The organism is Diaphorobacter sp. B2A2W2, assembly GCF_056730635.1.
In genome coordinates, this window is record NZ_JBWZOR010000002.1 from 172,650 (window position 1) to 199,621 (window position 26,972).

At 68.3% G+C, this 26,972-nt stretch carries 26 protein-coding genes; 18 read left to right on the top strand and 8 right to left on the bottom strand.

Going from position 1 to position 26,972, the window contains the following annotated elements:
- Nucleotides 1-3: 3 nt before the first annotated feature.
- From AC1PPL_RS04015 to AC1PPL_RS04025, 3 genes are all read left to right on the top strand, one after another.
- On the top strand, nucleotides 4-906 hold the full coding sequence (locus AC1PPL_RS04015; RefSeq protein WP_479972701.1) for a carbohydrate ABC transporter permease: 903 nt from the start codon (nucleotides 4-6) through the stop codon (nucleotides 904-906).
- A gap of 148 nt (nucleotides 907-1,054) precedes the next feature.
- Nucleotides 1,055-1,876: a carbohydrate ABC transporter permease gene (locus AC1PPL_RS04020; protein ID WP_479972702.1), complete on the top strand. Its 822-nt coding sequence runs from the start codon at nucleotides 1,055-1,057 to the stop codon at nucleotides 1,874-1,876.
- Nucleotides 1,877-1,946: 70 nt separating this feature from the next.
- Complete coding sequence (locus tag AC1PPL_RS04025; RefSeq protein ID WP_479972703.1) at nucleotides 1,947-2,822, top strand: endonuclease/exonuclease/phosphatase family protein; 876 nt, start codon at nucleotides 1,947-1,949, stop codon at nucleotides 2,820-2,822.
- A 12-nt stretch (nucleotides 2,823-2,834) separates the two neighbouring features.
- Here the strand turns inward: AC1PPL_RS04025 and AC1PPL_RS04030 are convergent, their stop codons facing one another.
- Nucleotides 2,835-3,050, bottom strand: a complete 216-nt coding sequence (locus AC1PPL_RS04030; protein WP_011806421.1) for a DUF3079 domain-containing protein — start codon at nucleotides 3,048-3,050, stop codon at nucleotides 2,835-2,837.
- 140 nt (nucleotides 3,051-3,190) lie between these two features.
- Here AC1PPL_RS04030 and AC1PPL_RS04035 point away from each other — a divergent pair, with 140 nt between their 5' ends.
- The 7 genes from AC1PPL_RS04035 to AC1PPL_RS04065 all read left to right on the top strand — a co-directional run bounded on the left by AC1PPL_RS04035 (nucleotide 3,191) and on the right by AC1PPL_RS04065 (nucleotide 12,342).
- Complete coding sequence (locus tag AC1PPL_RS04035; protein WP_312303222.1) at nucleotides 3,191-3,568, top strand: YkvA family protein; 378 nt, start codon at nucleotides 3,191-3,193, stop codon at nucleotides 3,566-3,568.
- 78 nt (nucleotides 3,569-3,646) lie between these two features.
- Nucleotides 3,647-4,519, top strand: a complete 873-nt coding sequence (locus AC1PPL_RS04040) for a methylglyoxal synthase (protein ID WP_015913994.1) — start codon at nucleotides 3,647-3,649, stop codon at nucleotides 4,517-4,519.
- Entirely contained in the window at nucleotides 4,491-6,797 is a 2,307-nt protein-coding gene (gene pbpC / locus AC1PPL_RS04045; RefSeq protein ID WP_479972704.1) for a penicillin-binding protein 1C, read from the top strand. The genes AC1PPL_RS04040 and pbpC overlap by 29 nt, the downstream gene beginning before the upstream one ends.
- Nucleotides 6,798-7,013: 216 nt before the next feature.
- Nucleotides 7,014-8,186 (top strand): alpha-hydroxy acid oxidase, encoded by a 1,173-nt coding sequence (locus AC1PPL_RS04050; protein ID WP_479972705.1) that lies wholly within the window; start codon nucleotides 7,014-7,016, stop codon nucleotides 8,184-8,186.
- Between the two features lie 157 nt (nucleotides 8,187-8,343).
- Entirely contained in the window at nucleotides 8,344-9,288 is a 945-nt protein-coding gene (locus tag AC1PPL_RS04055; RefSeq protein ID WP_479972706.1) for an EamA family transporter, read from the top strand.
- A gap of 199 nt (nucleotides 9,289-9,487) precedes the next feature.
- A complete protein-coding gene (locus AC1PPL_RS04060; RefSeq protein ID WP_479972900.1) occupies nucleotides 9,488-10,645 on the top strand; it encodes a Y-family DNA polymerase in 1,158 nt (385 codons plus the stop codon).
- A gap of 137 nt (nucleotides 10,646-10,782) precedes the next feature.
- The gene (locus AC1PPL_RS04065) at nucleotides 10,783-12,342 is read left to right on the top strand and encodes a methyl-accepting chemotaxis protein (protein WP_479972707.1); all 1,560 of its coding nucleotides are present in this window, start codon (nucleotides 10,783-10,785) and stop codon (nucleotides 12,340-12,342) included.
- Between the two features lie 121 nt (nucleotides 12,343-12,463).
- Here AC1PPL_RS04065 and queF read toward each other — a convergent pair whose 3' ends face one another.
- The 5 genes from queF to AC1PPL_RS04090 all read right to left on the bottom strand — a co-directional run bounded on the left by queF (nucleotide 12,464) and on the right by AC1PPL_RS04090 (nucleotide 18,697).
- A complete protein-coding gene (gene queF, locus AC1PPL_RS04070; RefSeq protein WP_479972708.1) occupies nucleotides 12,464-13,309 on the bottom strand; it encodes an NADPH-dependent 7-cyano-7-deazaguanine reductase QueF in 846 nt (281 codons plus the stop codon).
- Between the two features lie 58 nt (nucleotides 13,310-13,367).
- Nucleotides 13,368-14,237 (bottom strand): 2OG-Fe(II) oxygenase, encoded by an 870-nt coding sequence (locus AC1PPL_RS04075; protein ID WP_479972709.1) that lies wholly within the window; start codon nucleotides 14,235-14,237, stop codon nucleotides 13,368-13,370.
- A 22-nt stretch (nucleotides 14,238-14,259) separates the two neighbouring features.
- Complete coding sequence (locus AC1PPL_RS04080; protein WP_011806411.1) at nucleotides 14,260-14,646, bottom strand: hypothetical protein; 387 nt, start codon at nucleotides 14,644-14,646, stop codon at nucleotides 14,260-14,262.
- 31 nt (nucleotides 14,647-14,677) lie between these two features.
- On the bottom strand, nucleotides 14,678-15,460 hold the full coding sequence (gene yaaA / locus AC1PPL_RS04085) for a peroxide stress protein YaaA (RefSeq protein ID WP_173370366.1): 783 nt from the start codon (nucleotides 15,458-15,460) through the stop codon (nucleotides 14,678-14,680).
- A gap of 147 nt (nucleotides 15,461-15,607) precedes the next feature.
- A complete protein-coding gene (locus AC1PPL_RS04090) occupies nucleotides 15,608-18,697 on the bottom strand; it encodes an Rne/Rng family ribonuclease (protein WP_479972710.1) in 3,090 nt (1,029 codons plus the stop codon).
- A 589-nt stretch (nucleotides 18,698-19,286) separates the two neighbouring features.
- Between AC1PPL_RS04090 and AC1PPL_RS04095 the strand changes: the two genes are divergently transcribed.
- Genes AC1PPL_RS04095 through AC1PPL_RS04110 form a run of 4 tightly spaced genes read left to right on the top strand, consistent with a single transcriptional unit; the run spans nucleotide 19,287 to nucleotide 22,392 of the window.
- On the top strand, nucleotides 19,287-20,306 hold the full coding sequence (locus tag AC1PPL_RS04095; RefSeq protein ID WP_088886222.1) for an RluA family pseudouridine synthase: 1,020 nt from the start codon (nucleotides 19,287-19,289) through the stop codon (nucleotides 20,304-20,306).
- Nucleotides 20,299-20,967, top strand: a complete 669-nt coding sequence (locus tag AC1PPL_RS04100; RefSeq protein ID WP_015913984.1) for an HAD family hydrolase — start codon at nucleotides 20,299-20,301, stop codon at nucleotides 20,965-20,967. Before AC1PPL_RS04095 ends, AC1PPL_RS04100 begins: the two co-directional genes overlap by 8 nt.
- Nucleotides 20,967-21,344, top strand: a complete 378-nt coding sequence (locus AC1PPL_RS04105) for a Rieske (2Fe-2S) protein (RefSeq protein WP_479972711.1) — start codon at nucleotides 20,967-20,969, stop codon at nucleotides 21,342-21,344. Before AC1PPL_RS04100 ends, AC1PPL_RS04105 begins: the two co-directional genes overlap by 1 nt.
- 4 nt (nucleotides 21,345-21,348) lie before the next feature.
- Nucleotides 21,349-22,392 (top strand): S49 family peptidase, encoded by a 1,044-nt coding sequence (locus AC1PPL_RS04110; RefSeq protein ID WP_015913983.1) that lies wholly within the window; start codon nucleotides 21,349-21,351, stop codon nucleotides 22,390-22,392.
- 84 nt (nucleotides 22,393-22,476) lie between these two features.
- Here AC1PPL_RS04110 and AC1PPL_RS04115 read toward each other — a convergent pair whose 3' ends face one another.
- Nucleotides 22,477-23,283: an SAM-dependent methyltransferase gene (locus tag AC1PPL_RS04115; RefSeq protein ID WP_220637814.1), complete on the bottom strand. Its 807-nt coding sequence runs from the start codon at nucleotides 23,281-23,283 to the stop codon at nucleotides 22,477-22,479.
- Nucleotides 23,280-23,879 carry a Maf family nucleotide pyrophosphatase gene (locus AC1PPL_RS04120; protein WP_479972712.1) on the bottom strand — a complete coding sequence of 200 codons (600 nt, stop codon included), beginning with the start codon at nucleotides 23,877-23,879 and terminating at the stop codon, nucleotides 23,280-23,282. The genes AC1PPL_RS04115 and AC1PPL_RS04120 overlap by 4 nt, the downstream gene beginning before the upstream one ends.
- 26 nt (nucleotides 23,880-23,905) lie before the next feature.
- On the opposite strand from AC1PPL_RS04120, the gene AC1PPL_RS04125 reads away from it, so the two are divergent.
- The 4 genes from AC1PPL_RS04125 (at nucleotide 23,906) to AC1PPL_RS04140 (ending at nucleotide 26,923) form a co-directional block, all read left to right on the top strand.
- On the top strand, nucleotides 23,906-24,457 hold the full coding sequence (locus AC1PPL_RS04125) for a YceD family protein (RefSeq protein ID WP_015913981.1): 552 nt from the start codon (nucleotides 23,906-23,908) through the stop codon (nucleotides 24,455-24,457).
- Between the two features lie 133 nt (nucleotides 24,458-24,590).
- The gene (rpmF, locus tag AC1PPL_RS04130) at nucleotides 24,591-24,773 is read left to right on the top strand and encodes a 50S ribosomal protein L32 (RefSeq protein WP_011806402.1); all 183 of its coding nucleotides are present in this window, start codon (nucleotides 24,591-24,593) and stop codon (nucleotides 24,771-24,773) included.
- Between the two features lie 122 nt (nucleotides 24,774-24,895).
- Entirely contained in the window at nucleotides 24,896-25,927 is a 1,032-nt protein-coding gene (gene plsX, locus AC1PPL_RS04135) for a phosphate acyltransferase PlsX (protein WP_287741965.1), read from the top strand.
- 18 nt (nucleotides 25,928-25,945) lie between these two features.
- Nucleotides 25,946-26,923, top strand: a complete 978-nt coding sequence (locus tag AC1PPL_RS04140; RefSeq protein ID WP_011806400.1) for a beta-ketoacyl-ACP synthase III — start codon at nucleotides 25,946-25,948, stop codon at nucleotides 26,921-26,923.
- Nucleotides 26,924-26,972: the final 49 nt, after the last annotated feature.

Sequence of the window (26,972 nt, forward strand, 5' to 3'; positions counted from 1 at the left end):
CCCATGCCGGTGATGCGCAGCACGCCGGATGCGGGCAGCAGTCAGCGTGCCGTGCACGCCTGGCTGATGCTGCTTCCGGCCCTGGTCCTGTTGGTGGCCTTCACGCACTGGCCCACGCTGGCCACGCTGATCGACAGCTTCCATTCCACGCCCCGCGCCGGTCGTGCGGAGGTGTGGGTGGGGCTGGAGAACTATGCGGCCATGGTGGACGACCCCGTGTTCTGGCAGGCCGCACGCAACAACCTGTGGTTCGCTGGCGCGACCATTCCGCTGTCCATCGGCTTGGCGCTGATCATGGCGCTGTGGGTGAATGAACGCATGGTGGGGCGCACCTGGGTGCGCATGGCGTACTTCACGCCCACCGTGCTGCCGATGATCGCCGTGGCCAACATCTGGCTGTTCTTCTACACGCCGCAGTACGGGCTGCTGGAGCAGATCACCAGCCTGCTCGGGCTGCCGTCGCGCAACTGGCTGGGCGACCCGGCCACGGCGCTGGCCTGCGTCACGGTGGTGGCGGTGTGGAAGGAGGCGGGCTTCTTCATGATCTTCTACCTGGCCGCGCTGCAGACGCTGAACCCCAGCCTGAAGGAGGCCGCGGCCATCGAGGGCGCGTCGCGCTGGTACTTCTTTCGCCGCGTGCAGTGGCCGCTGCTCATGCCCACCACGCTGTTCGTGCTGGTCAATGCCGTGATCAACGCCTTCCGTCTGGTGGACCATCTCTTCATCCTCACGCGCGGCGGGCCGGACAACGCTTCCACGCTGCTGCTGTACCACCTGTACGAGGTGGGCTTCAAGTTTTGGGACACGGGCTATGCCGCGGCGCTCACGGTGGTGCTGGTGGTGGCGCTGGCCGGCGTGGCGCTGGTGCAGTTCTTCGTGTTCGACAAACGGGTGCATTACCAGTGAAACAACCCCCTGAGCGGCTGCGCCGCTTCCCCCTTCTCTCACGCTGCGCGTGGGAAGGAGGACGCTGCCCGTGCGGCGGGGCGGCCCTTGCACGGCGGCCCTGGCTTGGGTGGTGCCGGTTTCATCCCTTAGGAGGGCGCGACGCGCCATGAGAACCAATACGCTGTACCAGGTCACCCTGCTGGACACCCTGGCCGCCTGGACGCTGGCCCTGCTGTGGCTGCTGCCGCTGGCCTATGCGGTGTGGACGGCCTTTCACCCCGCGGAGTACGCCACGCGCTTCGACCTGCTGGCGCCCTGGACGCTGGAGAACTTCCGCCGCGCCTGGGAGGCCGCGCCCTTCGCGCGCTACTTCCTCAACACCACCGTGCTGGTGGTGATGATCCTGGCCGCGCAGCTGGTGCTGTCCACGCTGGCGGCCTATGCCTTCGCGCGCTATCGCTTTCGCGGCCAGAACGTGGCCTTCGCGCTGGTGCTGGTGCAGCTCATGGTCATGCCGGACATCCTGCTGGTGGAGAACTACAAGACCATGGGCCGCCTGGGCCTGGTGGACTCGCTGGTGGCCATCGGTCTGCCGTACTTCGCCTCGGCGTTTGCCATCTTCCTGCTGCGCCAGACCTTCATGGGCATTCCCAAGGAGCTGGATGAAGCCGCGCGCGTGGAGGGTGCCAGCGCCCTGCAGATCCTGTGGCGCGTATACGTGCCGCTGGCGCGGCCGGTGTACACCGCCTTTGCGCTGGTGTCGGTGAGCTTTCACTGGAACAACTTCCTGTGGCCGCTCATCATCACCAACAGCGTGGAATCGCGCCCGCTCACCGTGGGGCTGCAGGTGTTCTCGTCGGTGGAGCAGGGCGTGGAATGGTCGCTCATCACCGCGGCCACGCTGATGTCCACCGCGCCGCTGCTCATCGGGTTCATACTCTTTCAGCGCCAGTTCGTGCAAAGCTTCATGCGCGCGGGCATCAAGTAGCAATTCAAACCAAATCAGCCTCCAGCGCCCGTGCAGCAAGCGCGAGCAGCTCTGTTTTCAGGAGTAAACCATGCAGCTCGTCACCTGGAACACCCAGTGGTGCCGCGGCCTGGACGGCCGCGTGGACCCCGCGCGCATCGTGCAATACGCATTGGCGCTGGGCGACGTGGATGTGCTGTGCCTGCAGGAGATCGCGGTGAACTACCCCGGCTTGGCCGGTGCGCCCGGTGACCAGGTGGCGCAGGCGCAGGCCGCGCTGCCCGCAGGCTGGCAGGTGTTCTTTGGCGCGGCGGTGGATGAGTGGACCGCCGCGGGCCGCCAGCGCTTTGGCAACCTGATCGCCACGCGCCTGCCCGTGCTGCAACTGCAGCACCACCCGCTGCCATACCCGCCCGATGCCGGCGTGCGCAGCATGCCGCGCCTGTGCAGCGTGCTCACTGTGCAGGACCCCGCGCTGGGCCCGGTGCGCGTGATGACCACGCACCTGGAGTACTACTCCAAGCCCCAGCGCATGGCGCAGGCGCAGGCGCTGCGTGCGCTGCACCTGCAGGCCTGTGCGCAGGCTGCGCAGCCGCCGCAGGGACTGGCCGACGGCTCGCCGTTCCAGCCCAAGGCGCACACGCCCCACGCCGTGCTGTGCGGCGACTTCAACCTGCAGGCGCACGAGCCCGAATACGCTGCGCTGGCCGCTGCGCTGGCGGACGAGGAGGGCGCGACCGCGGGTCAGGCAGGCCAGCCCCCGTTGTGGGATGCATGGCGACTGCTGCACCCCGGCGCGCCGCAGCCGCCCACGTTTTGCGTGTTCGACCAGACCTATGCGCCGCAGCCGCTGGCCTGTGACTTCATCTGGGTCAGTGATTCGCTGAGGAGCCTGGTGCATGCGGTGCGGGTCGATGGCGTGACGCAGGCATCAGACCACCAGCCCGTGCTGCTGGAGCTGGAATGAGTGGCCGCGCGGTCAGGCCGGCTGTGATGCGGCGGGCTGCTGCTGTGCAGGCGCCTCGCCGGCCGAAGGCGGCTCCCACTCGGCCCAGTCGGGGCCGAACAGCTCCGCCGGATGCTGGCTGCGTTCCGATCCGTTGCCGCACTGCATGGCATCGGCGGCGCAGTAGCGGTCGCAGCCCCAGCACGTGCGCTCGGGATGTGCGGGGTTCAGCGGAAACTTCTTGGCCATGGGGCAGGGCAGTTATCAAGGGGAATCAGTCACTGTCGTCACCCGACCCCGGTAGGGTTTTGATGTACATCAAGCCATTTCCGCGTGGGGCAGCTCGTACGATGCAGCCCTTTGGATGAATCCCCCCGCCTGAACACGCCATGGGACTGCTGCAAATCGCCAAGCAATGGGCGCGCGCGCTCAAGCGCGACGTGCTCGTCGTCTACCTGGCCGCGCGCGACCCGCGTACCCCCTGGGCGCTGCGCCTGCTGGCGCTGGCCGTGGCCGCCTATGCGCTGAGCCCCATTGACCTAGTACCCGATTTCATTCCCGTGCTGGGCTATCTGGACGACCTGCTCATCGTGCCCCTGGGCCTGGCCCTGGTGCTGCGCCTGCTGCCGCCGCCGGTGCTGCTGGCCGCGCGCGAGCGTGCCGCGCGCATGCTGGCGCGCCCGCGCAGTTGGCTGGCCGCGGCGCTCATCATCATGCTGTGGGTGCTGCTGGCTGTGCTGCTCTTCGCCTGGTGGCGTGGCCGGTAAGGCCGCGGCAGCGGTGGCGTGTGCGGCTGCGACTATGCTCGGCAGTTGTCCCTCTTCTTCGTCTGAAAGCCTTTGTACATGCTGATGGGTCTAGCCGCCAACCGTTTGCACCACCATACCGAAGACGGTGCGCTGTTCGCCTTCCTGCGCGCCTGCGAAGCGGGCATACGCGAACTGCGGCTGGGCCTGCACACCGTGGGCCGCACCCATGATGCGATCGCCGCCGCCGGCATGCTGCAGGGCTACCGGCCGCTGGTGCGCTACCCCTATGGGCGCGAGGGCGGGCTGATGAAGCTCGTGGCCGAGGTGGTGGGCATGCCCGAGCCGGGCCGCACGCTGGACGGCGCCATCTACCTCATCGACCCGGTGGACCCGTCGTCCATCTTCCCGGAGGCGCTGGCGCTCAAGCGCCAGTGCGTGATCCACGGCAAGCCGTTCCTGTCCACCGTGGCCAGCGCGCGCGACTGGGTGGAGATGGAGCGCATGCATGCCGGCCTGCCGGCCGACCGCAACGCCGACCGCTTCCATGACTACGGCGCGCAGACGCTGGCGCTGATCGCCCACGATGCGATGAAGTCCGCCATGCTGGACTTTGCGGCGCGCAACTTCGAGCTGCTCTCGCGCTTTCGCCAGCGCGTGGCCACGGGCACCACGGGCCAGCGCCTGAACGAGCTGGCCTGGGCGCGCGGCTGGCCCGCCGATACGCCCTGGGTGCAGCGCTTCAACAGCGGCCCGCTGGGCGGCGACGCGCAGATTGCCGACTGGGTGCTGCAGCGGCGCTGCCACCGCGCCATCTTCTTCGAGGACCCGCATGTGGCGCGCCAGCACGAGGCCGACATCCAGTTGCTGGAGCGCGCCGTGACCACCGCCACGCACGACGCGGTATGCACCACTTCGCCGCAGGTGGCGCAGCGCTGGTGCGATGCAGCCGCACTGCGCGCCACGCGGTGACGCGCCTGTGAGGTGGCAACGCGCCCTCGCGGCGGCGTGTCTGGCGCTGGCCAGCACGGTCAGCCTGGCGCTGCCCACGTTCGATGAGGTGCGCGCCGATTTCCGCTCGTCCGAGACCCTGGTGCTTTCGCGTGAGGGCGAGGTGCTGCAGCGCCTGCGTACCGACGCCACCGTACGCCGCGGCCAGTGGCTGGGCGTGGCCGATGTGTCGCCCGCGCTGCGCCAGGCGCTGGTGCTGAGCGAGGACCGGCGCTTTTACGAACACAGCGGCGTGGACTGGGCCGCGGTGTCGGCCGCCGCCTGGGGCAACCTGTGGAACCAGCGCACGCGCGGCGCCAGCACGCTGACCATGCAGCTCGCGGGGCTGCTCGACGGCCCGGATACCGATTTCTTGCGGCAGGGCCCCGGTGGGCGCAGCGTGCCGCAGAAGCTGGGGCAGGCCGTGGCCGCGCAGGTGCTGGACCGCCGCTGGCGCAAGGACCAGATCCTGGAGGCGTACCTGAACCTGGTGCCGTTTCGCGGGGAGATCGTGGGCATCGACGCGCTGGCGCGCACGCTGTTCGGCAAGGCCGCGCACGGCCTGGATGAGCGCGAGGCCGCCGTGGCCGCGGCCCTGGTGCGCGCGCCCAATGCGCGGCCCGCATTGGTGGCCCGGCGCGCCTGTGGCGTGCTGCGCGACATGCAACTGGCGGGCCACAGCGGCGCGCGGGGTACCGATTGCGACGCGCTGGACCTGTTCACCACCGCCGCGCTGCAGCGCCGCGCGTTCGACGCCAGCGAGGGCATCGCGCCGCATTTTGCGCGCCAGCTGCTGCGCCAGGCTGGGCGCACGCACGAGCGCGTGTCGCAAGATGGTGCATCGCGGGATGGCACTGCCGCGCAGCGCGTGCGCTCCACGCTCAGCGCACCGCTGCAGCGCATGGCCGTGGACACGCTCACGCGCCACCTGCGCGAGCTGCGCGGGCGCAACGTGGAAGACGCCGCGCTGGTGGTGCTGGACAACGCCACGGGCGAGGTGCTGGCCTGGGTGGGCTCGTCCGGCCCCTTGAGCCAGGCGGCCGAGGTGGATGGCGTGCTGGCCCTGCGCCAGCCTGGCTCCACGCTCAAGCCCTTCCTGTACGCGCAGGCGATTGCCGAGCGGCGGCTCACGGCCGCCTCACTGGTGCTCGATTCGCCCGCGCACATCGCCACCGCCGGCGGGCTGTACATCCCGCAAAACTACGACCGCCAGTTCAAGGGCTGGGTGTCCGCGCGCACCGCGCTGGCCGCCTCGCTGAACGTGCCGGCGGTACGCACGCTGGTGATGGTGACGCCCGACGCCTTCTTCGAGCAACTGCGGCGCCTGGGGCTGCCGCTGACTGAGTCCGGCGGCTACTACGGCTACAGCCTGGCGCTGGGCAGCAGCGAGGTGCCGCTGCTGCGCCTGACCAATGCCTACCGTGCGCTGGCCAACGGCGGGCGCCTGAGCCCCGTGGCCTATGCGCCTGCGCAGCGCCCGGCGTTCACGCCGGCGCTGGATGCCGGCGCGGCCTTCATCGTGGGGGACATCCTGTCGGATGCCAACGCGCGCGTGCGCACCTTTGGCACCGACAGCGTGCTGGCCACGCGCTTCTGGACGGCGGTGAAAACCGGCACCAGCAAGGACATGCGCGACAACTGGGCCGTGGGCTGGTCGCAGCGCTACACCGTGGGCGTGTGGGTGGGCAACGCCAGCGGCGCCGCCATGCATGACGTGAGCGGCACCAGCGGCGCAGCGCCCATCTGGGCCGAGGTCATGGGCTGGCTGCACCGCAGCACGCCCAGCCGCGCGCCGCGCCCGCCACAGGGCCTGGTGCGGCAGGCGGTGCGCTTCGGGCCGGGCGACGGCGGCCAGCCGCTGGAGGGTGCGCGGCAGGAGTGGTTCATGGGCGGCACGCAGCAAGCGTTATTTGCTATCGAAAGTGAAGCTAGTGGCGCAAGCGAGACGGGCGCTACAGGCACAAATGATGCAAATCCTGAAGCGGTAGCGGCGCGCATCCTGGCGCCGGCGTCGGGCACCGTGGTGGCGCTGGACCCGGACATTCCGCCCGCGCACCAGCGCCTGCAATTCACGGCGGGCGGTGTGGGCCGCGCGGCGGTGCGCTGGCGCATCGACGGGCGGATGGCCGGCAGCGGCGCGCAGTGGGCATGGCTGCCTTGGCCGGGCCGCCACCGCGTGGAGCTGGTGGACGCCCAGGGCAAGGTACTGGACCAGGTGCAGATCGAGGTGCGCGGCGCGGGCGTGCGTGCGCGGCGCTGACGCAGCGGCACGTGCGAGCCCGGTGCCTGGCGCCCGCGCCCGCGCTGCAAAATTTTCACAGCGCGCTCAAATCCTTCAAGCACGCGGCGCCGGGCTGGGACTACGATCCACGGTTTTCCGTCAACGCACTCACCAAGAGCCTGCCGGACTGGGAAGGCGCCGGCCATTCGCTGGCGCTCCAGGCGCGGCACGCTCGCACAGCCCGAGGGATTTGCCGTGGCCGACCTGTCCAAAATCACCTGCATCGAAGACCTGCGCGTGGTCGCTGAACGCCGCGTGCCGCGCATGTTCTATGACTACGCCGACTCGGGCGCCTGGACCGAGGGCACCTACCGCGCCAACGAAGACGACTTCCACCCCATCAAGCTGCGCCAGCGCGTGGCGGTGAACATGGAAGGGCGTACCACGGCCACCACGCTGGTGGGGCAGCAGGCCAAGATGCCCGTGTGCATCGCGCCCGTGGGCCTCACAGGCATGCAGCATGCCGACGGCGAGATCCACGCCGCGCGCGCGGCCGAGAAGTTCGGCATTCCGTTCACGCTGTCCACGATGAGCATCTGCTCCATCGAGGACATTGCCGAGAACACCGGCGCGCCGTTCTGGTTCCAGCTGTACATGATGCGTGACCGCGATGCCATGGCCCGCATGATCCAGCGCGCCAAGGACGCCAAGTGCAGCGCCCTGGTACTCACGCTGGACCTGCAGGTGATCGGCCAGCGCCACAAGGACATCAAAAACGGCCTGACCGCGCCGCCGAAGCCCACGCTGGCCAACATCCTCAACCTCATGACCAAGCCCCAGTGGTGCCTGGGCATGGCCGGCACCCGCCGGCGCACCTTCCGCAACCTGGTGGGGCATGTGAAGGGCGTGTCGGACATGAGTTCGCTCGCGGCCTGGACCAACGAGCAGTTCGACCCGCGCCTGTCCTGGGCCGACGTGGCCTGGGTGAAGGAGCAGTGGGGCGGCAAGCTGATCCTCAAGGGCATCATGGTCGAGGAGGACGCGCGCCTGGCCGTGCAGCACGGCGCCGACGCCATCGTGGTCAGCAACCACGGCGGGCGCCAGCTGGACGGCGCGCCGTCCGCCATCCACGCGCTGCCAGCCATCGTGGATGCCGTGGGCACGCAGACCGAGGTGTGGATGGACGGCGGCATCCGCAGCGGCCAGGACGTGCTCAAGGCCTGGGCGCTGGGCGCGCGCGGCACCATGATCGGCCGCGCCATGGTGTATGGCCTGGGCGCATTCGGCGAGGCGGGCGTGACCAAGGCGCTGCAGATCCTCCACAAGGAGCTGGACGTGACCATGGCCTTCTGCGGCCACACCAACATCCAGAACGTGGACCGCTCCATCCTCGTGCCCGGCACCTATCCCACCGCGCCGCAGAGCTGACGCGCACTATCTTTTTAATAGCTGCTGGCGCTTGGTAGATAAGCGCTGTCGGTCGATTTGGCTTCGAGTATTCAGGATGGCCATCGCCATGGGCTGAGGCGCCCCTCGCCAATCGCAGGGGCTGCGCGGCGATGGCGCTGGCTATGCTCGGCGGCGCATGACCTCCTCCCTGACCGCCGTTGCACCCTGGCTCTGGGTGCCCGTGGTGCTGTTTGCCGCGCTGGCGCAGACCGTGCGCAACACCGCGCAGCGCTCCCTGACCGCCGAGCTGGGCACGCTGCCCGCCACGCTGGTGCGCTTTCTCTACGGCCTGCCGTTTGCCGGCGTGTGGCTGGCGTTGCTGTACGCCTGGCCCGCGCAGCCGCCGGCCGTGCCGCATTTCAGCGCCGCCTACCTGGGCTGGATCGCGCTGGGCGCGTTCTTCCAGATCGCGGGCACGGCCTTCCTGCTGCTGGCCATGGCCGAGCGCAACTTCGCCGTGGCCGTGACCCTGTCCAAGACCGAGGTGCTGCAGGTGGCGCTGTTCGCCAGCGTGTTCCTGCACGAACTGCCCACGCCGCTCGCGCTGCTGGCGATGGTGGTGGCCACGCTGGGCGTGCTGCTGCTGTCGCTGCCCCCGCGCGGACAGCTGCTGTCGCCTGCAGCCTGGCTGAGCCGCCCGGCCCTCTATGGCCTGGCCTGCGGCGCCAGCTTTGCGATCGCCTCGGTGGGTTTTCGCGGCGGGGCGCTGGCGCTGGGGGCCGAGACGCCGTGGCTGTCGGGCGCCTGGGGCGTGCTGATCGCGCAGACGCTGCAGACGCTGGGCCTGGGCGCCTGGGTGGCGTTCAAGACCGAGCGGGGCCTGGCGCCGCTGTGGCCGGCGTGGCGCATGTCGCTGGTGGCGGGCAGCATGGGTGCGGCCGCGTCGCTGGCGTGGTTCACCGCCTATGCCATGCAGACCACGGGCGCCGTGCGCACGCTGGGCATGGTGGAGGTGGCGTTCAGCTACCTGGTGTCGCGCCGCCTGTTCAGCGAGTCTTTCACGCGGCCCGAGAAGATCGGCATGGCGTTGATGCTGGTGGGGTTGGTGCTGATCTGCTCGCAAATTGGATCACCTCCCTGAGTCGCTTCGCGCCTTCCCCCCGCTCTCGCATTGCTGCGCAATGCGGGCAGGGGGACGCCACCAGTGCGGCGGGGCGGCCCTTGCGCTGTGGCCCAAGCCGGGGGGCGCGCCAGTTTCCTAGGCGGCACGACTCGCGCAGCGCGCGACAATTGGCGCCGTGACCGCTACTGCCTCTGATCGCCGCATCGCCCACCTCGACATGGATGCGTTCTACGCCTCCGTCGAACTCCTGCGCTACCCGCAACTCCAGGGGCTGCCCGTGGTGATCGGTGGCGGCCGCCGCCCGCAGGACGAGGCGCTGGCCGCTGCCTACGCCGGGCGGCCGGGGGATATTCCGGTGGCGGCGTTTCCGCTGCTGAAGGACTACGCAGGCCGCGGCGTGATCACCACCGCCACCTATGCGGCGCGCCAGTTCGGCGTGGGCTCCGCCATGGGGTTGATGAAGGCCGCGCGCCTGTGTCCGCAGGCCGTGCTGCTGCCGGTGGACTTTGCTGCCTACCGCCGCTACTCCAGGCTTTTCAAGGAAGTGATCCTCTCCATCGCGCCCGTCATGGAAGACCGCGGCGTGGACGAGGTGTACATCGACTTCACGCGAGTAGCGGGCGGCCAGCGCGATGGCGGGCGGGTGCTGGCGCGGCTGATCCAAAAGAGCATCTTCGACGCCACGGGGCTGACCTGCTCGATCGGCGTGGCGCCCAACAAGCTCATCGCCAAGATGGCGAGCGAGTTCAACAAGCCCAATGGCATCTCCATCGTGCAGCCAGGCGACCTGCAAGACCTGATCTGGCCGCTGGACTGCCGCAAGATCAACGGCGTGGGCCCCAAGGCCGAGGCCAGGCTGCTCGCCCACGGCATCCGCACCATTGGCGAACTGGCCCAGCGGCCGCTGCCGTGGCTGATGCAGCAGTTCGGGCGTTCCTACGGTGCCTGGCTGCACGACGCCGCCTGGGGGCGCGACGAGCGCGCGGTGGTGACCGAGAGCGAGCCCGTCTCCATGAGCCGCGAAACCACTTTTGAGCGCGACCTGCACGCGGTGTACGACCGCGCCGAACTGGGCCGCATCTTCACCGCACTGTGCGAGCAGGTGGCGGGGGACCTGCAGCGCAAGGGCTACGCCGGCCGCACCATCGGCATCAAACTGCGCTACGACGACTTCAAGATCGCCACCCGCGACCAGACGGTGGCGGACTTCACCCAGGACGCGGCCACCATCCGCCGCGTGGCGGGCCTGTGCCTCAAACGCGTGCCCTTGACCAAGCGCCTGCGCCTGCTGGGCGTGCGCGTGGGCAACCTGCTGCCCCAGGCAGCCGTTGCCCAGCAGGCGGCGGGTTGGGGCGAAAGCGCGCCGTTGTTCTGATCGGGGCGGGATGTCGCACCATGTTGGTGCGAATTTGCTTGACGTAAATCTAGGGGGTAATTCATAAAAGTTACACTCGTTTACTCACATTCCTGACGGCCCCGCATAGGGGCCGTTCGTCCTTTCAGAGGTTCTGCATGCGTGTGAACGTCCCGGTCACGGGCCGCGGGTATGACTATCCCGCCGATGAGTTGCTGGTGTCTCTCACCAATACCCGGGGTGAAATCACCCACTGCAATCCCGCGTTTGCGCGGGTGAGCGGCTATTCCCATGAAGAACTCATGGGCCAGCCGCACAACCTCGTCCGCCATCCCGACATGCCCCCGGCGGCCTTCAAGGACCTGTGGTCCACCATCGGCCGCGGCAAGCCCTGGACGGGGCTGGTCAAGAACCGCCGCAAGAACGGCGACCACTACTGGGTGCGCGCCAACGTGGTGCCGGTGCTGGAACGCGGCAAGCCCGTGGGCTACATGTCGGTGCGGGTGAAGCCATCGGCCGACGAGGTGGCCGCGGCCGACGCTCTGTATGCGCGCATGCGCGCCGAGGCCCAGTCCGGCCGCATCACGCTGGTGCTGCGCGAGGGCGAACTGCTGCGCGCCGGCCCACGCGGCTGGGTGGAGCGCCTGGTACGCCTGGGCCTTACGGCACGCATGGCCCTTACGTTGGCGGTGCTGTCCTTCGCCGTACTGTTGCCCGACGTGCTGGGCCTTGCGGGCTGGGCGGCCGTGGCGTGGCGGGCTGCCGCGCTGGGGCTGGGCGCGGGCGTCATGCTGAACTACTTTCACCGCCACTTCTCGACCGCGCTGGAGGAGGCCGAGCGGTTTGCCGGCGACATCGCGGGCTGCAACCTGGCCACCACGGCGCGCACCGACTATTCGGCGTCGCTGGGCGCGCTCATGCGCCGTCTGGTGCAGATCCAGATCAACCTGCGCGCCGTGGTGGGCGATGTGCGCAACGAAGTGCAGGGCTTTTCTTCCGCCGCCACGCAGGTGGCGCTGGGCGGACGCGAACTGTCGGCGCGCACCGAAGCGCAGGCCGGCAGCCTGCAGCAGACTGCAGCCGCCATGGAGGAACTGGCCAGCACCGTGGCCCACACGGCGGATGCGGCGGCGCAGATGGCGAGCGAGAGCGAGCGCAATATGGCCGTGGCCAGCCGCGGCGGCGCCGCCATCGCCGAGGTGGCGCAGTCCATGGAGCACATCCGCCGCTCGTCGGCGCGCATGGGCGAGATCATCGGCGTGATCGAGAGCATTGCCTTCCAGACCAACCTGCTGGCACTCAACGCCGCGGTGGAGGCCGCGCGTGCGGGCGAGCAGGGCCGCGGCTTTGCCGTGGTGGCGGGCGAGGTGCGCGCGCTGGCGCAGCGCAGTGCCACCGCCGCCAAGGAGATCAGCGGCCTGATCGGCCAGACGGTGGACGGCATCGCCGATGGCAACCGGCGCATGGCGCAGGCGGGCCGCACCATCGAGGAGATGGTGGATGCGGTGCGGCGCGTGAGCACCCAGGTGCAGGAGATCACGACCGCCACGCGCGAGCAGTCCGAAGGCATCGGCCAGGTGAACGAGGCCATCGTCCAGCTCGACAGCGTGACGCAGCAGAACGCCGCGTTGGTGGAGGAGTCGGCCGCCGCGGCCCAGGCGCTGCGCGCAGGCGTGACCTCGTTGGGCCGCAGCGTGGATGTATTCCGCCTGGGCTGACGGGCCGTCCAGCGCGTGGCGCTTTCGGTGAAAAGGCACGCGCGGCCACCGGCTGCAGGGGGCCGTGGCGGTGCCGGGCCGTGCGCTGCTACGGGCGCGCTGCTGCCCTGCCAGGGCCGCTTTATTGCCGCGCGGTGCGCACGTTGCGCGGCAGCTGCTGCGGGTGACTGGTGCGCAGGGGGTTGATGTCCAGACCGCCGCGGCGTGTGTAGCGCGCGTACACGGCCAGCTTGATGGGGCGGCAGCGCGTCCAGATGTCCATGAAGATGCGCTCCACGCACTGCTCGTGGAATTCGTTGTGGTTGCGAAAGCTCACCAGGTACTGCAACAGGCCGGCCTGGTCGATCTGCGCGCCGCTGTAGGTGATCTGCACGCTGCCCCAGTCGGGCTGGCCGGTCACCAGGCAGTTGCTCTTGAGCAGGTGGCTCACCAGCGTCTCGGTCACCGGGGCCTCGTCATGGTGGGCGGCCAGCAGCTCGGGTGCGGGCTGGTAGCGCGTGCATTCCACGTCCAGGCGGTCCAGCAGCAGGCCGTCCAGCTCGTGGATGGGCTCGCGGTCGAAGGCCTCGGGCAGCAGCAGCGTCACGCCCACGGTGCCGGGATGCTCGGCGCCGCGCCACACGACCTCGCTCACGTCGGCGCGGATGCGCGCACGCACTTCGGCCTCGCTGGCAAAGCGGGTGTTGTTGAAGCTGTTCAGGTACAGCTTGAACGACTTGCTCTCGACGATGTGGGGCGTCTCGCAGGGAACGGTGATGTGGGCGATGGCCACCTGCGGCTTGCCGCGCAGGTTGAGCCAGGACAGCTCGAACGCCGTCCACAGGTCCGCGCCGAAGAAGGGGGCGTTGCCGTCGATGCCGATCTCGGCGCGCTTGTCCGCGCGCGGGATGGGAAACAGCAGCGACGCGTCGTACAGGTCGGCATAGGCCGAGGCCTTGCCGAGCTGGGAGTGTTCCGGGGTGTTCATGGAGTGCTATGGATTGGATAGCTGCTAGCGCTTGTCGAATAAGCGCTAGAGGCTCATTTCATTTGAATTCCCGTTCGCGCAGCCATTTGGTGGCGATCCACTTCTCGCCCTCGATCACCGAGGCGCCGCCGTGCAGCGTGCGCGTGCTGGGGTGGGGCCGCTCGTAGCTGAAGAACACCGCATTGCCCTGGCGCGGCGCCACCTCCAGGGGCACGTCGGGGAAGGTGGTGCCGCCGCCCTTGCGCGGGTTGTTCAGGTAGATCACCAGCGTTGCCACGCGCTGGCCGCCGCGGCGCACGATGGTGGAGGTGCCGGGCTGGTCGGGGTCGAAGTAGTCGTAGTGCGGCTTGTATTCCGCGCCGGGGCGGTAGTGCAGCACCTGCAGGCCTTCGCCGTTCTGGATGGGCCAGCGCACCAGGCGGGCGATGCGCTCTTCCAGCCGCTGCACCACCGGCGTCTCGCCGCGCTGGAAGAACATGCCGTCGCTGGTGCGGTCCGCGTTCACCTCTTCGCCGCCGGTGGTGGTCTGCACGGTGAGCGAGCGCGCCATGCGTGGCTGTGCAGCATCGATGATGGCCTGGCATTCCTCGGGCGACAGCAGGTTGCCGAACAGCACCACGCGCGGGTGGGCCATCGACATCAGCACCTCGACCTGGCGGTCGCCCACGTCGATGAAGAGCGGCGCGTCGGCGATGTCGGGCTCGGGCACCGGCACGGCGGGCGGCAGGCCTTGCGGCTGCACTGCGCCGTCCAGATGCGCGCGCAGTACCTCCTCCACCGCGCGCACGGCAACGCTATCGGCCCAGCCCGCATTGCGCATGGCCTCGATCAGTGCGGGCGTGGCGATGCCGGCGCCGTACTGGTCGAGGATCCACTGGCGCAGCTCGGGCGTAACGGACTGGGAGGAGGCGAAGCTGTGATCGGGCATGGGCTTTCGTTGGGGCAGGGTTTCAGGTGCGCTTAAGGCCCAGCACCTGCAGTTCGGCATCGCTCAAGCGCGACAGCACGTCGCTGCGCAGCGTCTGCAGGCGCTGGTGGTGACGAAAGTCCAGGTCTACACCCTGCAGCGGCTGCACGCCGTCGGACGCGAGCGCATAAGCCTCGCCGGCCGTCTCGTTCACCAGCAGCCACATGCGCCGCACCTGGCCCCGCTGGCCGCCATGCGTGTGCTGGGCGGCAAACGCCTCCGCATCGGCGCGCCGGGTGAAGGTGGCTTTCAGGAATTCTTCACGCATGAACGTGATCCACACGCCCCAGCCTTCGCGCACGGTGGCCTCGAAGGGCTGGTCGACGGCTTGGGTGGCGGGGTAGTGCGCGGTTTCGACGGCGTGGTTCATGGGGGGCGTCCAGGAAAGGAGGGGAACCTGTCTAGCTGCCGGCGGCGTGGCGGCGGAACACGAGCCGGTCGGGCTGGGACGAGGCCGGGTGGAAAGCATAGCCTTCCAGGTCGAATTCCTCCAGCCGCCGCGGGGTGGCCGCGCGCTGCTGAATGGCCCAGCGCGCCATCAGGCCGCGCGCGCGCTTGGCGTAGAAGCTGATGATCTTGTACTGGCCGGCCTTGTGGTCCTCGAACACGCATTCGATCACGCGCGCCTTGAGCACCTTGCGGTCCACGGACTTGAAGTACTCCTGCGAAGCCAGGTTGACCACCACCGGCGTGGCGTCCGCGGCCAGGCGCTGGTTCAGGTGTTCGGCGATGCGCGCGCCCCAGAACTGGTAGAGGTTGGCGCCGGCATCGGTCGCCAGGCGCGTGCCCATCTCCAGGCGATAGGGCTGCATGCGGTCCAGCGGTCGCAGCACACCGTACAGGCCGCTCAGGATGGCGACATGCTGCTGCGCCCACTGCAGGTCTTCGAGGGAGAGCGACTGCGCCTGCAGCCCTTCGTACACGTCGCCGTTGAAGGCCATCACGGCCTGGCGCGCGTTGGCGGCCGTGAAGCGCGGCTGCCAGGCCGCATAGCGCGCCACGTTGAGGGCGGCCAGCGGGTCGCTGATCGACATCAGCGCGGCCACTTCCTGCGGCGACTTCTCGCGCAGCACCGCGATCAGGCGCTGTGCGTCGGGCACGAACGCGGGCAGCGTGTGCGGCAGGCCGGCGGGCAGGGGGGTGTCGTAGTCCAGCGACTTGGCGGGCGACAGCAGGAACAGCACGGTCATTACTCCCAATGTGCGAGCTGCCGTGGCTATCAGCTGAATATGCCTCTAAGGCTTATCCATCAAGCGCCAGCAGCTCATTTATCGATAGCGTAAAACGCCACCGGGGGCATGATGCCCCCGGTGTTCTGCCATGGCGCGGGCTTAGGCGGCCGCGTTGTCCTGGTCGAACGGCAGCTGCATCGCGCCCAGGTCGCGGCGGGTTTCCACCAGCACCAGCGGACCTTCATCCAGCACCACCACGGGCGCACGCTCGCGCGGCACGTGGACGGGCTTGGGCTCGGCCGCAATCGCGGCCTGCGCGGCGGCGATCTTCTGGGCGTCGGAATTCACCCATTGCAGGCCCGAAGCCTGCGCCATCTGCTGCAGCGTGTCCACGGGCAGCGTGAATGCCTGCACGCGCGGCATGCCACCGGTTGCCGGCGCTACCGCAGCGGCAGCCGGAGCCGGTGCGGGCACAGGTGCCGCTGCAACGGGCGCGGGCGCCGGTGCGGGGACTGGCACGGCGGCCGGGGGTGGCGTCACTGCGGCCGTGGCTTCGGGCGCGGCTTGCGGCGCTGCCGCCGGGGCAGATGCCGGAGCGGAGGCGAAATAGCTGCGGCGTGCGGGGGCGGAGTCTTCCTCGACCGCCGCAGCGGGAGCGGGGAGGTCCAGGTCCATCAGCGGCGCGGCAGGCGCTTCGGCATCGGCACCGGTGGCGCTGGCCTCGGCATTGCGCGGGCCGCGCTCGCCACGTTCGCGGCGGTCGCGTCCATAGCGGTCGCGCGAACGGCGCTCGCGGCGCTCCTCGCCGGCGGGGGCCTCGGCGCCGGACGTACCGACTTCAGCGCCGGACAGGTCCAGGTCCGGCAATGCGGCCAGGGGCGCAGTGTCGGCAAAGTCGGCGCCAGCGGCGGGGGCGTTGGCGTCGATGGTGCGCGGGCCGCGTTCGCGGCGCTCGCCGCCGCGTTCGCCACCGCGCTCACGGCGCTCGCCTCGTTCACCCCGTTCGCGGCGTTCACCGCGCTCGCCGGTGCGTGCCGTGCGCTCCTCGGTCACTGCCACGTCGGCATCGGTCGTGACCGGGGTGTTGGCCAGGTCGGCCGCAGACTGCACGGGCGGCTGTGCGTTGCGCTCACCGCGCTCGCGGCCGCCACGGCCTTCGCGCGGCTCGCGGCGGCTCTCGCCTTCCGCGCGATCGCCACGGCGTTCGCCGTCGCGGCCATTGCGTGGCTCACGCGGTTCGCGGTTCTCGCGGCCCTCGGCGCTGCGCTCGCCGCCACGGCCTTCGCCACGGCGGCCGCGGCCTTCGCCGCCTTCGCGGTTGCCGTTGCGCTCACCGCCACGCTCGCCGCTGCGTTCACCAGTGCGTTCGCCACGGCGACCGCCGCGCTCACCGCGACGCCCTTCGCCGCGTGCGCCGGGTTCCGCGGGCGTCTGCGCGGGGGCCGCCACAGGTGCGGGCGCGGGTGCGGCGCCAAAGCCGAACAGGCTCTTGATCCATGCGAAGAAGCCCTGTTCGGGCGCCGGTGCGGCGGCCGGGCGCTGGGGCGCGGGCGTGGGGGCCGTTGCCGGGCGCTGCTGGCCCTGGCCCTGCGGGCGCGTGGCGCCGCGGGCGGCGCCTTCGGGGCGCGGCTCGGCCACAGGGGCCGGTGCGTCGGGCAACACGCCCTTGATCACGGGCGTCTGCTTGTTGGTCGGCTCCTGCGAGCGGCGCGTGACCTTGGTCTGGTCTTCCTCCACGTCGGCCAGCTTGTAGCTGGCGTCCAGGTTTTCCAGGCGCGGGTCGTCGTGCTTGAGGCGCTCCAGCTTGTAGTGCGGCGTTTCCAGCGACTTGTTGGGGATCAGCACCACGGAGACGCGCTGCTTGAGTTCGATCTTGGCGATCTCGGTGCGCTTTTCGTTGAGCAGGAAGCTGGCCACCTCCACCGGCACCTGGCAGTGCACGGCGGCGGTGCTGTCCTTCATGGACTCTTCCTGGATCATGCGCAGCATCTGCAGCGAGAAGCCTTCCGTGTCGCGCACGTGGCCGGTGCCGTCGCACAGCGGGCAACGGATATGCGCGCCTTCGGACAGCGAGGGCTTCAGGCGCTGGCGGCTCATCTCCATGAGGCCGAACTTGCTGATGGTGCCGAACTGCACGCGGGCGCGGTCCTGGCGCAGCGCGTCGCGCAGGCGGTTTTCCACTTCGCGACGGTTCTTGCTCTCCTCCATGTCGATGAAGTCGATCACGATCAGGCCGCCCAGGTCGCGCAGGCGCATCTGGCGTGCCACCTCGTCGGCGGCCTCCAGGTTGGTGCGCGTGGCGGTTTCCTCAATGTCGCCGCCTTTGATGGCGCGTGCCGAGTTCACATCCACGCTGACCAGCGCCTCGGTGTGGTCGATCACGATGGCGCCGCCCGAGGGCAGGGTCACGGTGCGCGCGTAGGCGGATTCGATCTGGTGCTCGATCTGGAAGCGCGAGAACAGCGGTGCGTCGTCGCGGTAGCGCTTGACCTTGCCGGCATGCTCGGGCATGACGTGCGCCATGAACTGGTGCGCCTGCTCGTAGATGTCGTCGGTGTCGATGAGGATGTCACCGATGTCGCTGTTGAAGTAGTCGCGGATGGCGCGGATCACCAGGCTGGATTCCTGATAGATCAGGAAGGCGCCCTTACCGGCCTTGGCGGCGCCATCGATGGCGGTCCACAGCTTGAGCAGGTAGTTCAGGTCCCATTGCAACTCGGGCGCGGAACGGCCGATGCCGGCGGTGCGCGCGATGATGCTCATGCCCTTGGGGTACTCCAGCTGGTCCATCGCCTCCTTGAGCTCGGCGCGGTCCTCGCCCTCGATGCGGCGCGACACGCCCCCGCCGCGTGGGTTGTTGGGCATCAGCACCACATAGCGGCCGGCCAGGCTGATGAAGGTGGTCAGGGCCGCGCCCTTGTTGCCGCGCTCTTCCTTCTCGACCTGGACGATCAGCTCCTGGCCTTCCTTGATCACGTCCTGGATCCTGGCCTGGCTGGGTGATACGCCCTCGGCGAAATACTGTTTGGAGATTTCCTTGAACGGCAGGAAGCCGTGGCGGTCTTCGCCATAGTCAACGAAGCAGGCCTCCAGCGACGGTTCCACGCGCGTGACGACGGCTTTGTAGATGTTGCCCTTGCGCTGCTCGCGCCCTTCGATCTCGATCTCGTAGTCCAGCAGCTTCTGGCCGTCCACGATGGCCAGGCGCCGCTCCTCGGGCTGCGTGGCATTGATGAGCATCCGCTTCATGATGCAATTCCTTTTCGTTGTGTCGTGGCGGCCCGCGCGCAGCGCTCTCTCAGGGCTGCAGCGGCGCGTACCGCCGGTTCCAAACCAAACAGGCTCTACACGAGCCGGAAATGCCTGGACTGACGCATCGAAACGAGGGAATTGCCGGGATGCACCACGACTGCTGGGTTGGCTAACTCAGCAGGCGGGGTGGTGGCGCGTGGATGGGGGCGAGCCGGTCAGCGCGCAGGCGTGCTACTAAAAGTGTAGCTATTGGCGCTTGACCGGCGGGCGTTGGTGGCGATTTGCGTGCACGTGGCAAAGGCTGACGCCCTCGCCACAATGACACCATCCATGCCAGCAACACCCACATGATTTTCGCTTTGATCCGCTGGCCGCAGTGCCCGGGTGGGGTGCGCGGCCAGCTTGGGATTCCGTAGATTCAGTGTTTCGATTTGTCAGCCTGCACGGCCGGCATGCGGACCTTCGCAGGCAACCGGCCTGCAATCTGCGCGCATGACGCCCGTTGGCATCAACCATGCTGCGCGCCGAGCCGGGCTGGGTCCATTAAACTCCAGACAAATCAACCACTTACACATTCGTCGCGCAGGTGAAACACATTATAGGGGGCAAACCGGCCGCAGGCCGCACCCCGCCAGAAGCCCCGGCGGCCCGCATCGTCGAGGTCGACGCCGAATCCGCGGGCCAGCGGCTCGACAATTTCCTCATCCGCCACCTGAAGGGCGTGCCCAAGACCCACGTCTACCGCATCATCCGCAGCGGCGAGGTCCGCCTGAACAAGGGGCGCACCAGCGCCGACGCGCGCGTGGCACCGGGCGACCTGGTGCGTCTGCCCCCCGTGCGCGTGTCCGACAAGGTGCTGGACAAGGCGGAGCGCCCCGCGCCCGCGCGCGAATTCCCCATCCTGCTGGAAGACGAGCACCTGATCGCCATCGACAAGCCCGCCGGCACGGCCGTGCACGGCGGCAGCGGCGTGAGTTTTGGCGTGATCGAACAGTTGCGCCAGGCGCGCCCGCAGGCGCGCTTCCTGGAACTGGTGCACCGGCTGGACCGGGAGACCTCGGGCATTTTGCTGGTGGCCAAGAAGCGCTCGGCGCTCACACATCTGCAGGACCAGTTCCGCGGGCGCGAGACGGGCAAGACCTATCTGGCGCTGGTCACCGGCCACTGGCCCGCCAACAAGAAGGTCATCGACACGCCGCTGCACAAATACCTGCAGGAGGATGGCGAGCGCCGCGTGCGCGTGACCACGCCCGGCGACCCGGACGGCATGCGCTCCGTCACCCTGGTCAAGGTGCGCAGCCAGCTCGCTCCGCGCCCCTTGCAGGGCCTGCCGGCGATGAGCCTGCTGGAGGTGACCATCAAGACCGGGCGCACGCACCAGATCCGCGTGCACCTGTCCTCCCAGGGCCACCCGATCGCGGGCGACGACAAGTACGGCGACTTCGACTTGAACCGGCGCCTGCAGAAGCAAGGCTTGAAGCGCATGTTCCTTCACGCATGGCGGCTACAGTTTGACCACCCGGCCAGCGGCGAGCGCCTGGAATTGCGCGCCGAATTGCCGCCCGAACTGACCGCCTTCCTTTCCGACGACCCCGCACATGCCTGATTTCCGCCCGCGCCGATTCGATCTCATTGCCTTCGACTGGGATGGCACGCTGTTTGACTCCACCGCCATCATCGTGCGCAGCATTCAGGATGCGGTGCGCGATGTGGGCGGCACCGTGCCTACGGATGAAGCCGCCGCCTGGGTGATCGGCATGGCGCTTCCGCAGGCCCTGGCCCATGCGGCCCCCGACGTGCCGCGCGAGCGCTATACGGAGTTGGGCAACCGCTACCGCTACCACTACCTGCAGCACCAGGACGACCTGAGCCTGTTCGACGGCGTGCTGCCCATGCTGGAGGGCCTGCGCACGCGCGGCCACCTGCTGGCCGTAGCCACGGGCAAGAGCCGACGCGGCCTGGACCAGGTGCTGCACCAGGTGCAGCTGCGTGGCATGTTCGACGGTTCGCGCACCGCGGACGAAACCGCCGGCAAACCGCACCCGCTGATGCTGCAGGAGCTGATGGCCGAGTTCGGCGTGGAGCCCGAGCGCCTGCTGATGATCGGCGACACCACGCACGACCTCGCAATGGCCCGCGCCGCGGGCTGTGCCAGCGTGGGCGTGGGCTATGGCGCGCACGACACGGCGGGCTTTGCCGAACTGGGGCCGCTGTGCGTGGCTTCGTCCGTGGCCGATCTGCACCGTTGGCTGCAGGAGCACGCGTAATGGCGACTCCGGTGGAGCAACGCATCGACCTCTGCCCCAGCGAGGCACTGGTGGATGGCGGCCGCGCCGTGGCGTTCGACGTGCGCTACTGCGGCCAGATCTGCCGCGCTTTCGCCATCCGCTATCAGGGCCGCGTGCACGCCTACCTGAACCGCTGTACCCATGTACCGATGGAGATGGACTACCAGGAAGGTCAGTTTTTCGACGACACCGGCCGCTGGCTGCTGTGTGCCACGCATGGCGCGGCCTACCAGCCCGACACGGGAGCCTGCGCTGGCGGTCCGTGCCGCAGCGGGCTGGTGAAGATCGCCTTGTCCGAGGAAGGGGGCCGGGTGCGCTGGCATACTGCCCTCCATCTGCACACCGTAGAGTTTTGACTCCATGACCGATCCCACCCGCACCGAACCCACGGGATTCGAGGGAAATCCGCCCGCCGCGCCCGACCTGTGGGCGCAACAAGCTACAAAAAATGAAGCGAGCAAGGCCGCAGCCGCCCCCGGCTGGGAGCGCGAGACGCTGGAGAAGCTGGTGCTCGGCACCCTGGCCGAGCAGCGCGCGGCGCGCCGCTGGCGCAACTTCTGGCGCCTGGCGTGGGTCCTGTTGGCGGGCGCGGTGATCTGGGCCGCGCTTTCGCGCGAAATGACCGCCACCAGCAAGAGCACGCCGCATACGGCCGTGGTGGACGTGAAGGGCGAGATCGCCGCGGGCGCCGAGGCCAGCGCCGAATTTGTCGTAGCCGCCATGCGCAGCGCATTCGAGGATTCGGGTTCGCAGGCCGTGGTGCTGCTCATCAACTCGCCGGGCGGCAGTCCGGTGCAGGCGGGCATCATCAACGACGAGATCGTGCGGCTGAAGGCCAAGTACAACAAGCCCGTCTATGCCGTGGTCGAGGAAACCTGTGCCTCGGCGGCCTACTACATCGCCGCGGCGGCGGACGGCATCTTCGTGGACAAGGCCAGCATCGTGGGCAGCATCGGCGTGCTGATGGACGGTTTCGGCTTCACCGGCGCCATGGAAAAGCTGGGGGTGGAACGCCGCCTGCTCACCGCCGGTGAGAACAAGGGGTTTCTCGATCCGTTCAGCCCCCAGACCGAAACCCAGCGCGCATACGCCCAGGCCATGCTCGACCAGATCCACCAGCAGTTCATCGGCGTGGTGAAGCAGGGGCGGGGCGACCGGCTCAAGGTCACGCCTGAAACCTTCAGCGGCCTGTTCTGGACGGGCCAGCAGGCGGTGGAGATGGGACTGGCCGACCAGCTGGGCAACCTGGACTACGTGGCGCGCGAGGTGGTCAAGGCCGAAGACGTGATCGACTACACCCGCCGCGACAACGTGGCCGAGCGCCTGGCCAAGAAGTTTGGCGCCGCGGTAGGCATGGGTGCCGTGAAGGGCCTGGCTGCGCTGCAGCTGCCGCAGCTGCGCTGATATTGGGTTAAATCAGGCTCCAGCGCTTATCCATCAAGCGCTGCAAGCTATTATTTTTGAATCAACCGGGGCCGTACGTGCGGCCTACGCACCGATGGCGAAGACCGTGGGTACGCGGTTGTCCGGCGTGCCGGCGGTGTGGTGGCGCCATTCGCGCACCGTGTGGCTGGCAACTTGCGCATCGGCCAGCGTCAGGCCGCTTGCGCGCGCCAGCCGGGTCTGCGGCTGCAGCCCCTGCAGCAGCGCCTGCCACAGTGCGGCGTTGCGGTAAGGCGTCTCGATGAAAAGCTGTGTCTGGCCCTGCTTGTGGGCCAGAGTTTCCAGCTCGCGCAGGCGTTTGGTGCGCTCGCCTGCGTCCTGCGGCAGATAGCCCACGAAGGCGAAGTTCTGGCCGTTGAGTCCGCTGGCTGCCAGTGCCAGCAATAGCGACACCGGTCCCACCAGCGGTACCACGCGCAGCCCCAGGTCATGCGCCGCGCGCACCACGGAGCTGCCGGGGTCGGCGACGGCGGGCATGCCCGCCTCGCTGACCAGGCCCATGTCGTGCCCTGCCAATGCCGGCGCCAGCAGCGGACGTGCGTCGAACGATGCATGGCCCCGGGCGCCGTGGTCGCCCTTCTTGTGCACTTCGCGCGGCAGTTCTGTGATCTGCTGCGCCTGCAGCGGCGCCCCCAGCGGGTGCAGCGCGTCCACGCGCTTGAGGTAGGCGCGGCAGCTCTTGGCGTTCTCGCAAATCCAATGGGTGAGGCGTGCGGCCTGGCGCAGCGTGCCCTCCGGTAGGGCTTCGGTCAGGGGTGCCTGGCTCTCGCAGCCGAAGTCCAGGGGCGCTGGCACCAGATACAGGATGCCCCGAGCCGGGGTCGGGCCAACCGTTGCAGTGCTTTCGCTCATGGCAGCACCAGCCCTGCGGCGCGCAGCATGCGGCAGGTGCGTATCAAGGGCAGCCCGATCAGGGCGGTGGGGTCGTCGCTGTCGATCGCGTCGAGTAACGCGATGCCCAGGCCCTCGCTCTTGGCGCTTCCGGCGCAATCGTACGGCTGCTCGGCACGCAGATAGCGCTCGATCTCGTCGTCCGAAAGGTCACGAAAGCGCACCCGCACCGGCGCCAGGTCCACCTGCTCGAAACCGCAGTCCTGGCAGACCACTGCCACGGCGGTGTGGAACACCACGGTCTTGCCGCGCATGCGGCGCAACTGGACGGTGGCGTGTTCGTGGTCGCCGGGCTTGCCCAGCGGCTCGCCGTCCAGGTCTGCCACTTGGTCGGAGCCGATCACGATGGCCTGCGGATGCAGGCCGGCCACGGCGCGCGCCTTGGCCAGCGCCAGGCGCAGTGCCAGAGCGCGCGGGGCTTCGTCCGGCCGCGGTGTCTCGTCCACCGCGGGGGCAGCTACGTCGAAGGGCAGGCCCAGTCGGGCCAGGAGTTCGCGCCGGTAGCGCGAGGTCGATCCCAATACCAGGGAGCGGGACAGGGGGGAGAAATCCGGCATGCCTGGATTCTCTTACACTGCCCAGCATGACCAAGGAACACTCCCCCGACCGGCTGGACGTTAAGGCTTTTGCACAGGCCGGCGCTCACCTGTCCGGTCATGACACGCTGCTCAAATACAAGCGTCTGGCCGAGGAGGCGCAGGGGCTGCACCCGGATCTGCGCGTGGATTGGGCGGCGGACGGCGAAGTGCGCACCACGCACGGCGTAGGCGGCCAGGTCTGGCTGCGCCTGAAAGCCAGCGCCACCTTGCCGATGACCTGCCAGCGCTGCCTGCATTCCGTGGATGTGCCCCTGGAGGTAGAGCGCGAATTCCGCTTCGTGGCCGATGAAGCCACCGCCGAGGCACTGGATGGCGACAGCGATGAGGATCTGCTGGCATTGAGCCGCGAGTTCGATCTGCGCGAGCTGATCGAAGACGAACTGCTCATGGCCCTGCCGGTGGTGCCGCGCCATGAGGAATGCCCGACAGATGTCACGCTGGCCTCCAGCGACGAGGACTTCGAGCAGGCCAGTGCCGACAAGCCCAATCCGTTCGCAGCCCTGGCAGGGCTTCGCAAGGACAATCCGGACGCCTGAGAAACGGCCCCGTTCGGCGGTTCCGATCAAAAACCATTTGAGATATAATCGAGGGCTTCGCGCGAATCCCCTCGTGTCTTCAATGGGCTGATCGCGTTTTTCACCAACCCTTTCAAGACCCTAGGAGCCGATCATGGCTGTTCAGCAAAACAAGAAGTCTCCCTCCAAGCGCGGCATGCACCGTTCGCACAATGCCCTGACGGTGCCTGGCATCGCCGTGGAGCCCACGACCGGCGAAACCCATATGCGCCACCACATCAGCCCCAACGGCTTCTACCGCGGCCGTCAGGTACTGAAGAACAAATCCGAAGCCTGATCCAGGCTGCGCACCCTCTGGGCCCGCTGCTACGAAAAAAGTAGCGCGGGCCTTTGTCGTTTTGGCATGCGCCAAAATGGCCCTTTTATTTAACGGCCGCCTGACGGCTTGACGATTTGCCGATGATCACACTGGCTGTTGACTGCATGGGGGGCGATCATGGTCCCGGCGTCACGCTTCCCGCGTGCCGACAGTTCCTGGAGCATCACCCTGACGCACGCTTGATTCTGGTGGGTGGGCAGGACAGCCTGCAGGGTCTGGTGCACGAGCGCGTGACGCATGTCGTGGCGTCGGAGGTGGTCACGATGGACGATGCGGTGGAGGTCGCGCTGCGTCGCAAGAAGGACTCCTCCATGCGCGTGGCCATCCAGCAAGTCAAGGATGGCGTGGCGCATGCGGCCATCTCCGCCGGTAACACTGGCGCGCTGATGGCCATCGCGCGCTATCTGCTCAAGACGCTGGACGGCATCGACCGCCCCGCCATCGCCACCCAGATGCCCAATGCACAAGGCGGTGCCACTACCGTGCTGGACCTGGGCGCGAATGTCGATTGCACGGCCGAGCATTTGCTGCAATTCGCTGTCATGGGATCTGCGCTGGTGTCGGTGCTGCAGGACCGCGATGAACCGCTCGTAGGATTGCTGAACATTGGCGAAGAGGTCATCAAAGGCAACGATGTCATCAAAAAAGCCGGGGAACTGCTGCGTTCTGCGGCCAAATCCGGCGACCTGAACTTTCACGGTAATGTGGAAGGCAACGACATCTTCAAGGGTACTGTGGACATCGTGGTGTGTGACGGTTTCGTTGGCAATGTGGCACTCAAGGCCAGTGAGGGCGTGGCATCGATGATTGCGGGAGCGCTCAAGCAGGAGTTTTCGCGCAACATTTTCACGAAAATTGCTGCCATCGTCGCTTATCCAGTGTTATCTGCCATCATGAGGCGCATGGATCACCGGCGTTACAACGGAGCCGCCCTGCTCGGACTGCGGGGGCTCGTGTTCAAGAGCCACGGTTCGGCCGACGCGCTGGCTTTCGAGCAGGCTTTGATCCGGGCGTATGATGCGGCCCGCAACAACCTGCTCGACCGCGTCCGCGCGCGGGTTGCGCATGCGGCGCCTTTGCTGGCAGCCGCAGACGCCCAGCCCGCTTCCTGACCGGCCGTGCCTCCCCCAATGACACGCTATTCACGCATTACCGGCACCGGCAGCTATTTGCCGCCGCACCGGGTAACCAATGATGACCTGGTGGCCCAGCTGGCGCAGCAGGGCATCGAGACCTCCGATGAATGGATCGTGGAGCGCACGGGCATCCGCGCACGCCATTTCGCCGACCGGGACGTCACCAGCAGCGACCTGGCGTTGGAGGCATCGCGCCGCGCGCTGGAGGCCGCTGGTTGCCAGGCGCAAGATCTTGATCTGATCATCGTCGCCACGTCCACACCGGACATGGTGTTTCCCTCCACCGCCTGCATTCTGCAAAACAAGCTGGGTGCCAATGGCTGCCCCGCCTTCGACGTGCAGGCCGTGTGCAGCGGCTTCGTCTATGCACTCACGGTGGCCGACGCCATGATCCGCTCCGGTGGAGCGCGCCGTGCGCTGGTCGTGGGGTCCGAGGTCTTCAGCCGCATTCTGGATTTCAACGACCGCACCACCTGTGTGCTGTTCGGCGACGGCGCCGGCGCAGTGGTGCTGGAGGCCTCGGAAGCGCCCGGCATCCTTGCGAGCGACCTGCATGCCGATGGCAGCCATGTCGGCATCCTCTGCGTGCCGGGCAACGTCTACGGCGGCCAGATTCTGGGCGACCCTTTGCTCAAGATGGATGGCCAGGCCGTCTTCAAGCTGGCCGTCGGCGTGCTGGAGAAAGCGGCGCGGGCCACGCTGGACAAGGCGGGCATGACCGACGCCGATATCGACTGGCTGATTCCCCACCAGGCCAACATTCGCATCATGCAGAGCACGGCGCGTAAGCTGAAGCTGTCCATGGACAAGGTGGTGGTCACGGTGGATCAGCACGGCAATACGTCGGCCGCCTCCATTCCCTTGGCACTGGACCATGGCGTGCGCAATGGCCAGGTCCAGCCGGGCCAGACGGTGCTGCTGGAAGGGGTGGGCGGCGGCTTCACCTGGGGTGCGGTGCTCCTGAAAATGTAGCTACTGGCGCTTGCTGTGCAAGCGCTGGAGCCACCTTTTGTCTTGAACT

What these genes read in the sequence shown, in the direction of transcription:
- AC1PPL_RS04140 (WP_011806400.1), top strand. Translation starts at nt 25,946, where the DNA reads ATGACACGCTATTCACGCATTACCGGCACCGGCAGCTATTTGCCGCCG.
- AC1PPL_RS04115 (WP_220637814.1), bottom strand. Translation starts at nt 23,283, where the DNA reads ATGAGCGAAAGCACTGCAACGGTTGGCCCGACCCCGGCTCGGGGCATC.
- AC1PPL_RS04065 (WP_479972707.1), top strand. Translation starts at nt 10,783, where the DNA reads ATGCGTGTGAACGTCCCGGTCACGGGCCGCGGGTATGACTATCCCGCC.
- queF (WP_479972708.1), bottom strand. Translation starts at nt 13,309, where the DNA reads ATGAACACCCCGGAACACTCCCAGCTCGGCAAGGCCTCGGCCTATGCC.
- pbpC (WP_479972704.1), top strand. Translation starts at nt 4,491, where the DNA reads ATGCAGCCGCACTGCGCGCCACGCGGTGACGCGCCTGTGAGGTGGCAA.
- AC1PPL_RS04055 (WP_479972706.1), top strand. Translation starts at nt 8,344, where the DNA reads ATGACCTCCTCCCTGACCGCCGTTGCACCCTGGCTCTGGGTGCCCGTG.
- AC1PPL_RS04080 (WP_011806411.1), bottom strand. Translation starts at nt 14,646, where the DNA reads ATGAACCACGCCGTCGAAACCGCGCACTACCCCGCCACCCAAGCCGTC.
- AC1PPL_RS04015 (WP_479972701.1), top strand. Translation starts at nt 4, where the DNA reads ATGCCGGTGATGCGCAGCACGCCGGATGCGGGCAGCAGTCAGCGTGCC.
- AC1PPL_RS04035 (WP_312303222.1), top strand. Translation starts at nt 3,191, where the DNA reads ATGGGACTGCTGCAAATCGCCAAGCAATGGGCGCGCGCGCTCAAGCGC.
- AC1PPL_RS04125 (WP_015913981.1), top strand. Translation starts at nt 23,906, where the DNA reads ATGACCAAGGAACACTCCCCCGACCGGCTGGACGTTAAGGCTTTTGCA.
- rpmF (WP_011806402.1), top strand. Translation starts at nt 24,591, where the DNA reads ATGGCTGTTCAGCAAAACAAGAAGTCTCCCTCCAAGCGCGGCATGCAC.
- AC1PPL_RS04075 (WP_479972709.1), bottom strand. Translation starts at nt 14,237, where the DNA reads ATGCCCGATCACAGCTTCGCCTCCTCCCAGTCCGTTACGCCCGAGCTG.
- AC1PPL_RS04100 (WP_015913984.1), top strand. Translation starts at nt 20,299, where the DNA reads ATGCCTGATTTCCGCCCGCGCCGATTCGATCTCATTGCCTTCGACTGG.
- AC1PPL_RS04110 (WP_015913983.1), top strand. Translation starts at nt 21,349, where the DNA reads ATGACCGATCCCACCCGCACCGAACCCACGGGATTCGAGGGAAATCCG.
- AC1PPL_RS04090 (WP_479972710.1), bottom strand. Translation starts at nt 18,697, where the DNA reads ATGAAGCGGATGCTCATCAATGCCACGCAGCCCGAGGAGCGGCGCCTG.
- AC1PPL_RS04105 (WP_479972711.1), top strand. Translation starts at nt 20,967, where the DNA reads ATGGCGACTCCGGTGGAGCAACGCATCGACCTCTGCCCCAGCGAGGCA.
- plsX (WP_287741965.1), top strand. Translation starts at nt 24,896, where the DNA reads ATGATCACACTGGCTGTTGACTGCATGGGGGGCGATCATGGTCCCGGC.
- AC1PPL_RS04040 (WP_015913994.1), top strand. Translation starts at nt 3,647, where the DNA reads ATGCTGATGGGTCTAGCCGCCAACCGTTTGCACCACCATACCGAAGAC.
- AC1PPL_RS04030 (WP_011806421.1), bottom strand. Translation starts at nt 3,050, where the DNA reads ATGGCCAAGAAGTTTCCGCTGAACCCCGCACATCCCGAGCGCACGTGC.
- AC1PPL_RS04120 (WP_479972712.1), bottom strand. Translation starts at nt 23,879, where the DNA reads ATGCCGGATTTCTCCCCCCTGTCCCGCTCCCTGGTATTGGGATCGACC.
- AC1PPL_RS04060 (WP_479972900.1), top strand. Translation starts at nt 9,488, where the DNA reads ATGGATGCGTTCTACGCCTCCGTCGAACTCCTGCGCTACCCGCAACTC.
- AC1PPL_RS04020 (WP_479972702.1), top strand. Translation starts at nt 1,055, where the DNA reads ATGAGAACCAATACGCTGTACCAGGTCACCCTGCTGGACACCCTGGCC.
- AC1PPL_RS04025 (WP_479972703.1), top strand. Translation starts at nt 1,947, where the DNA reads ATGCAGCTCGTCACCTGGAACACCCAGTGGTGCCGCGGCCTGGACGGC.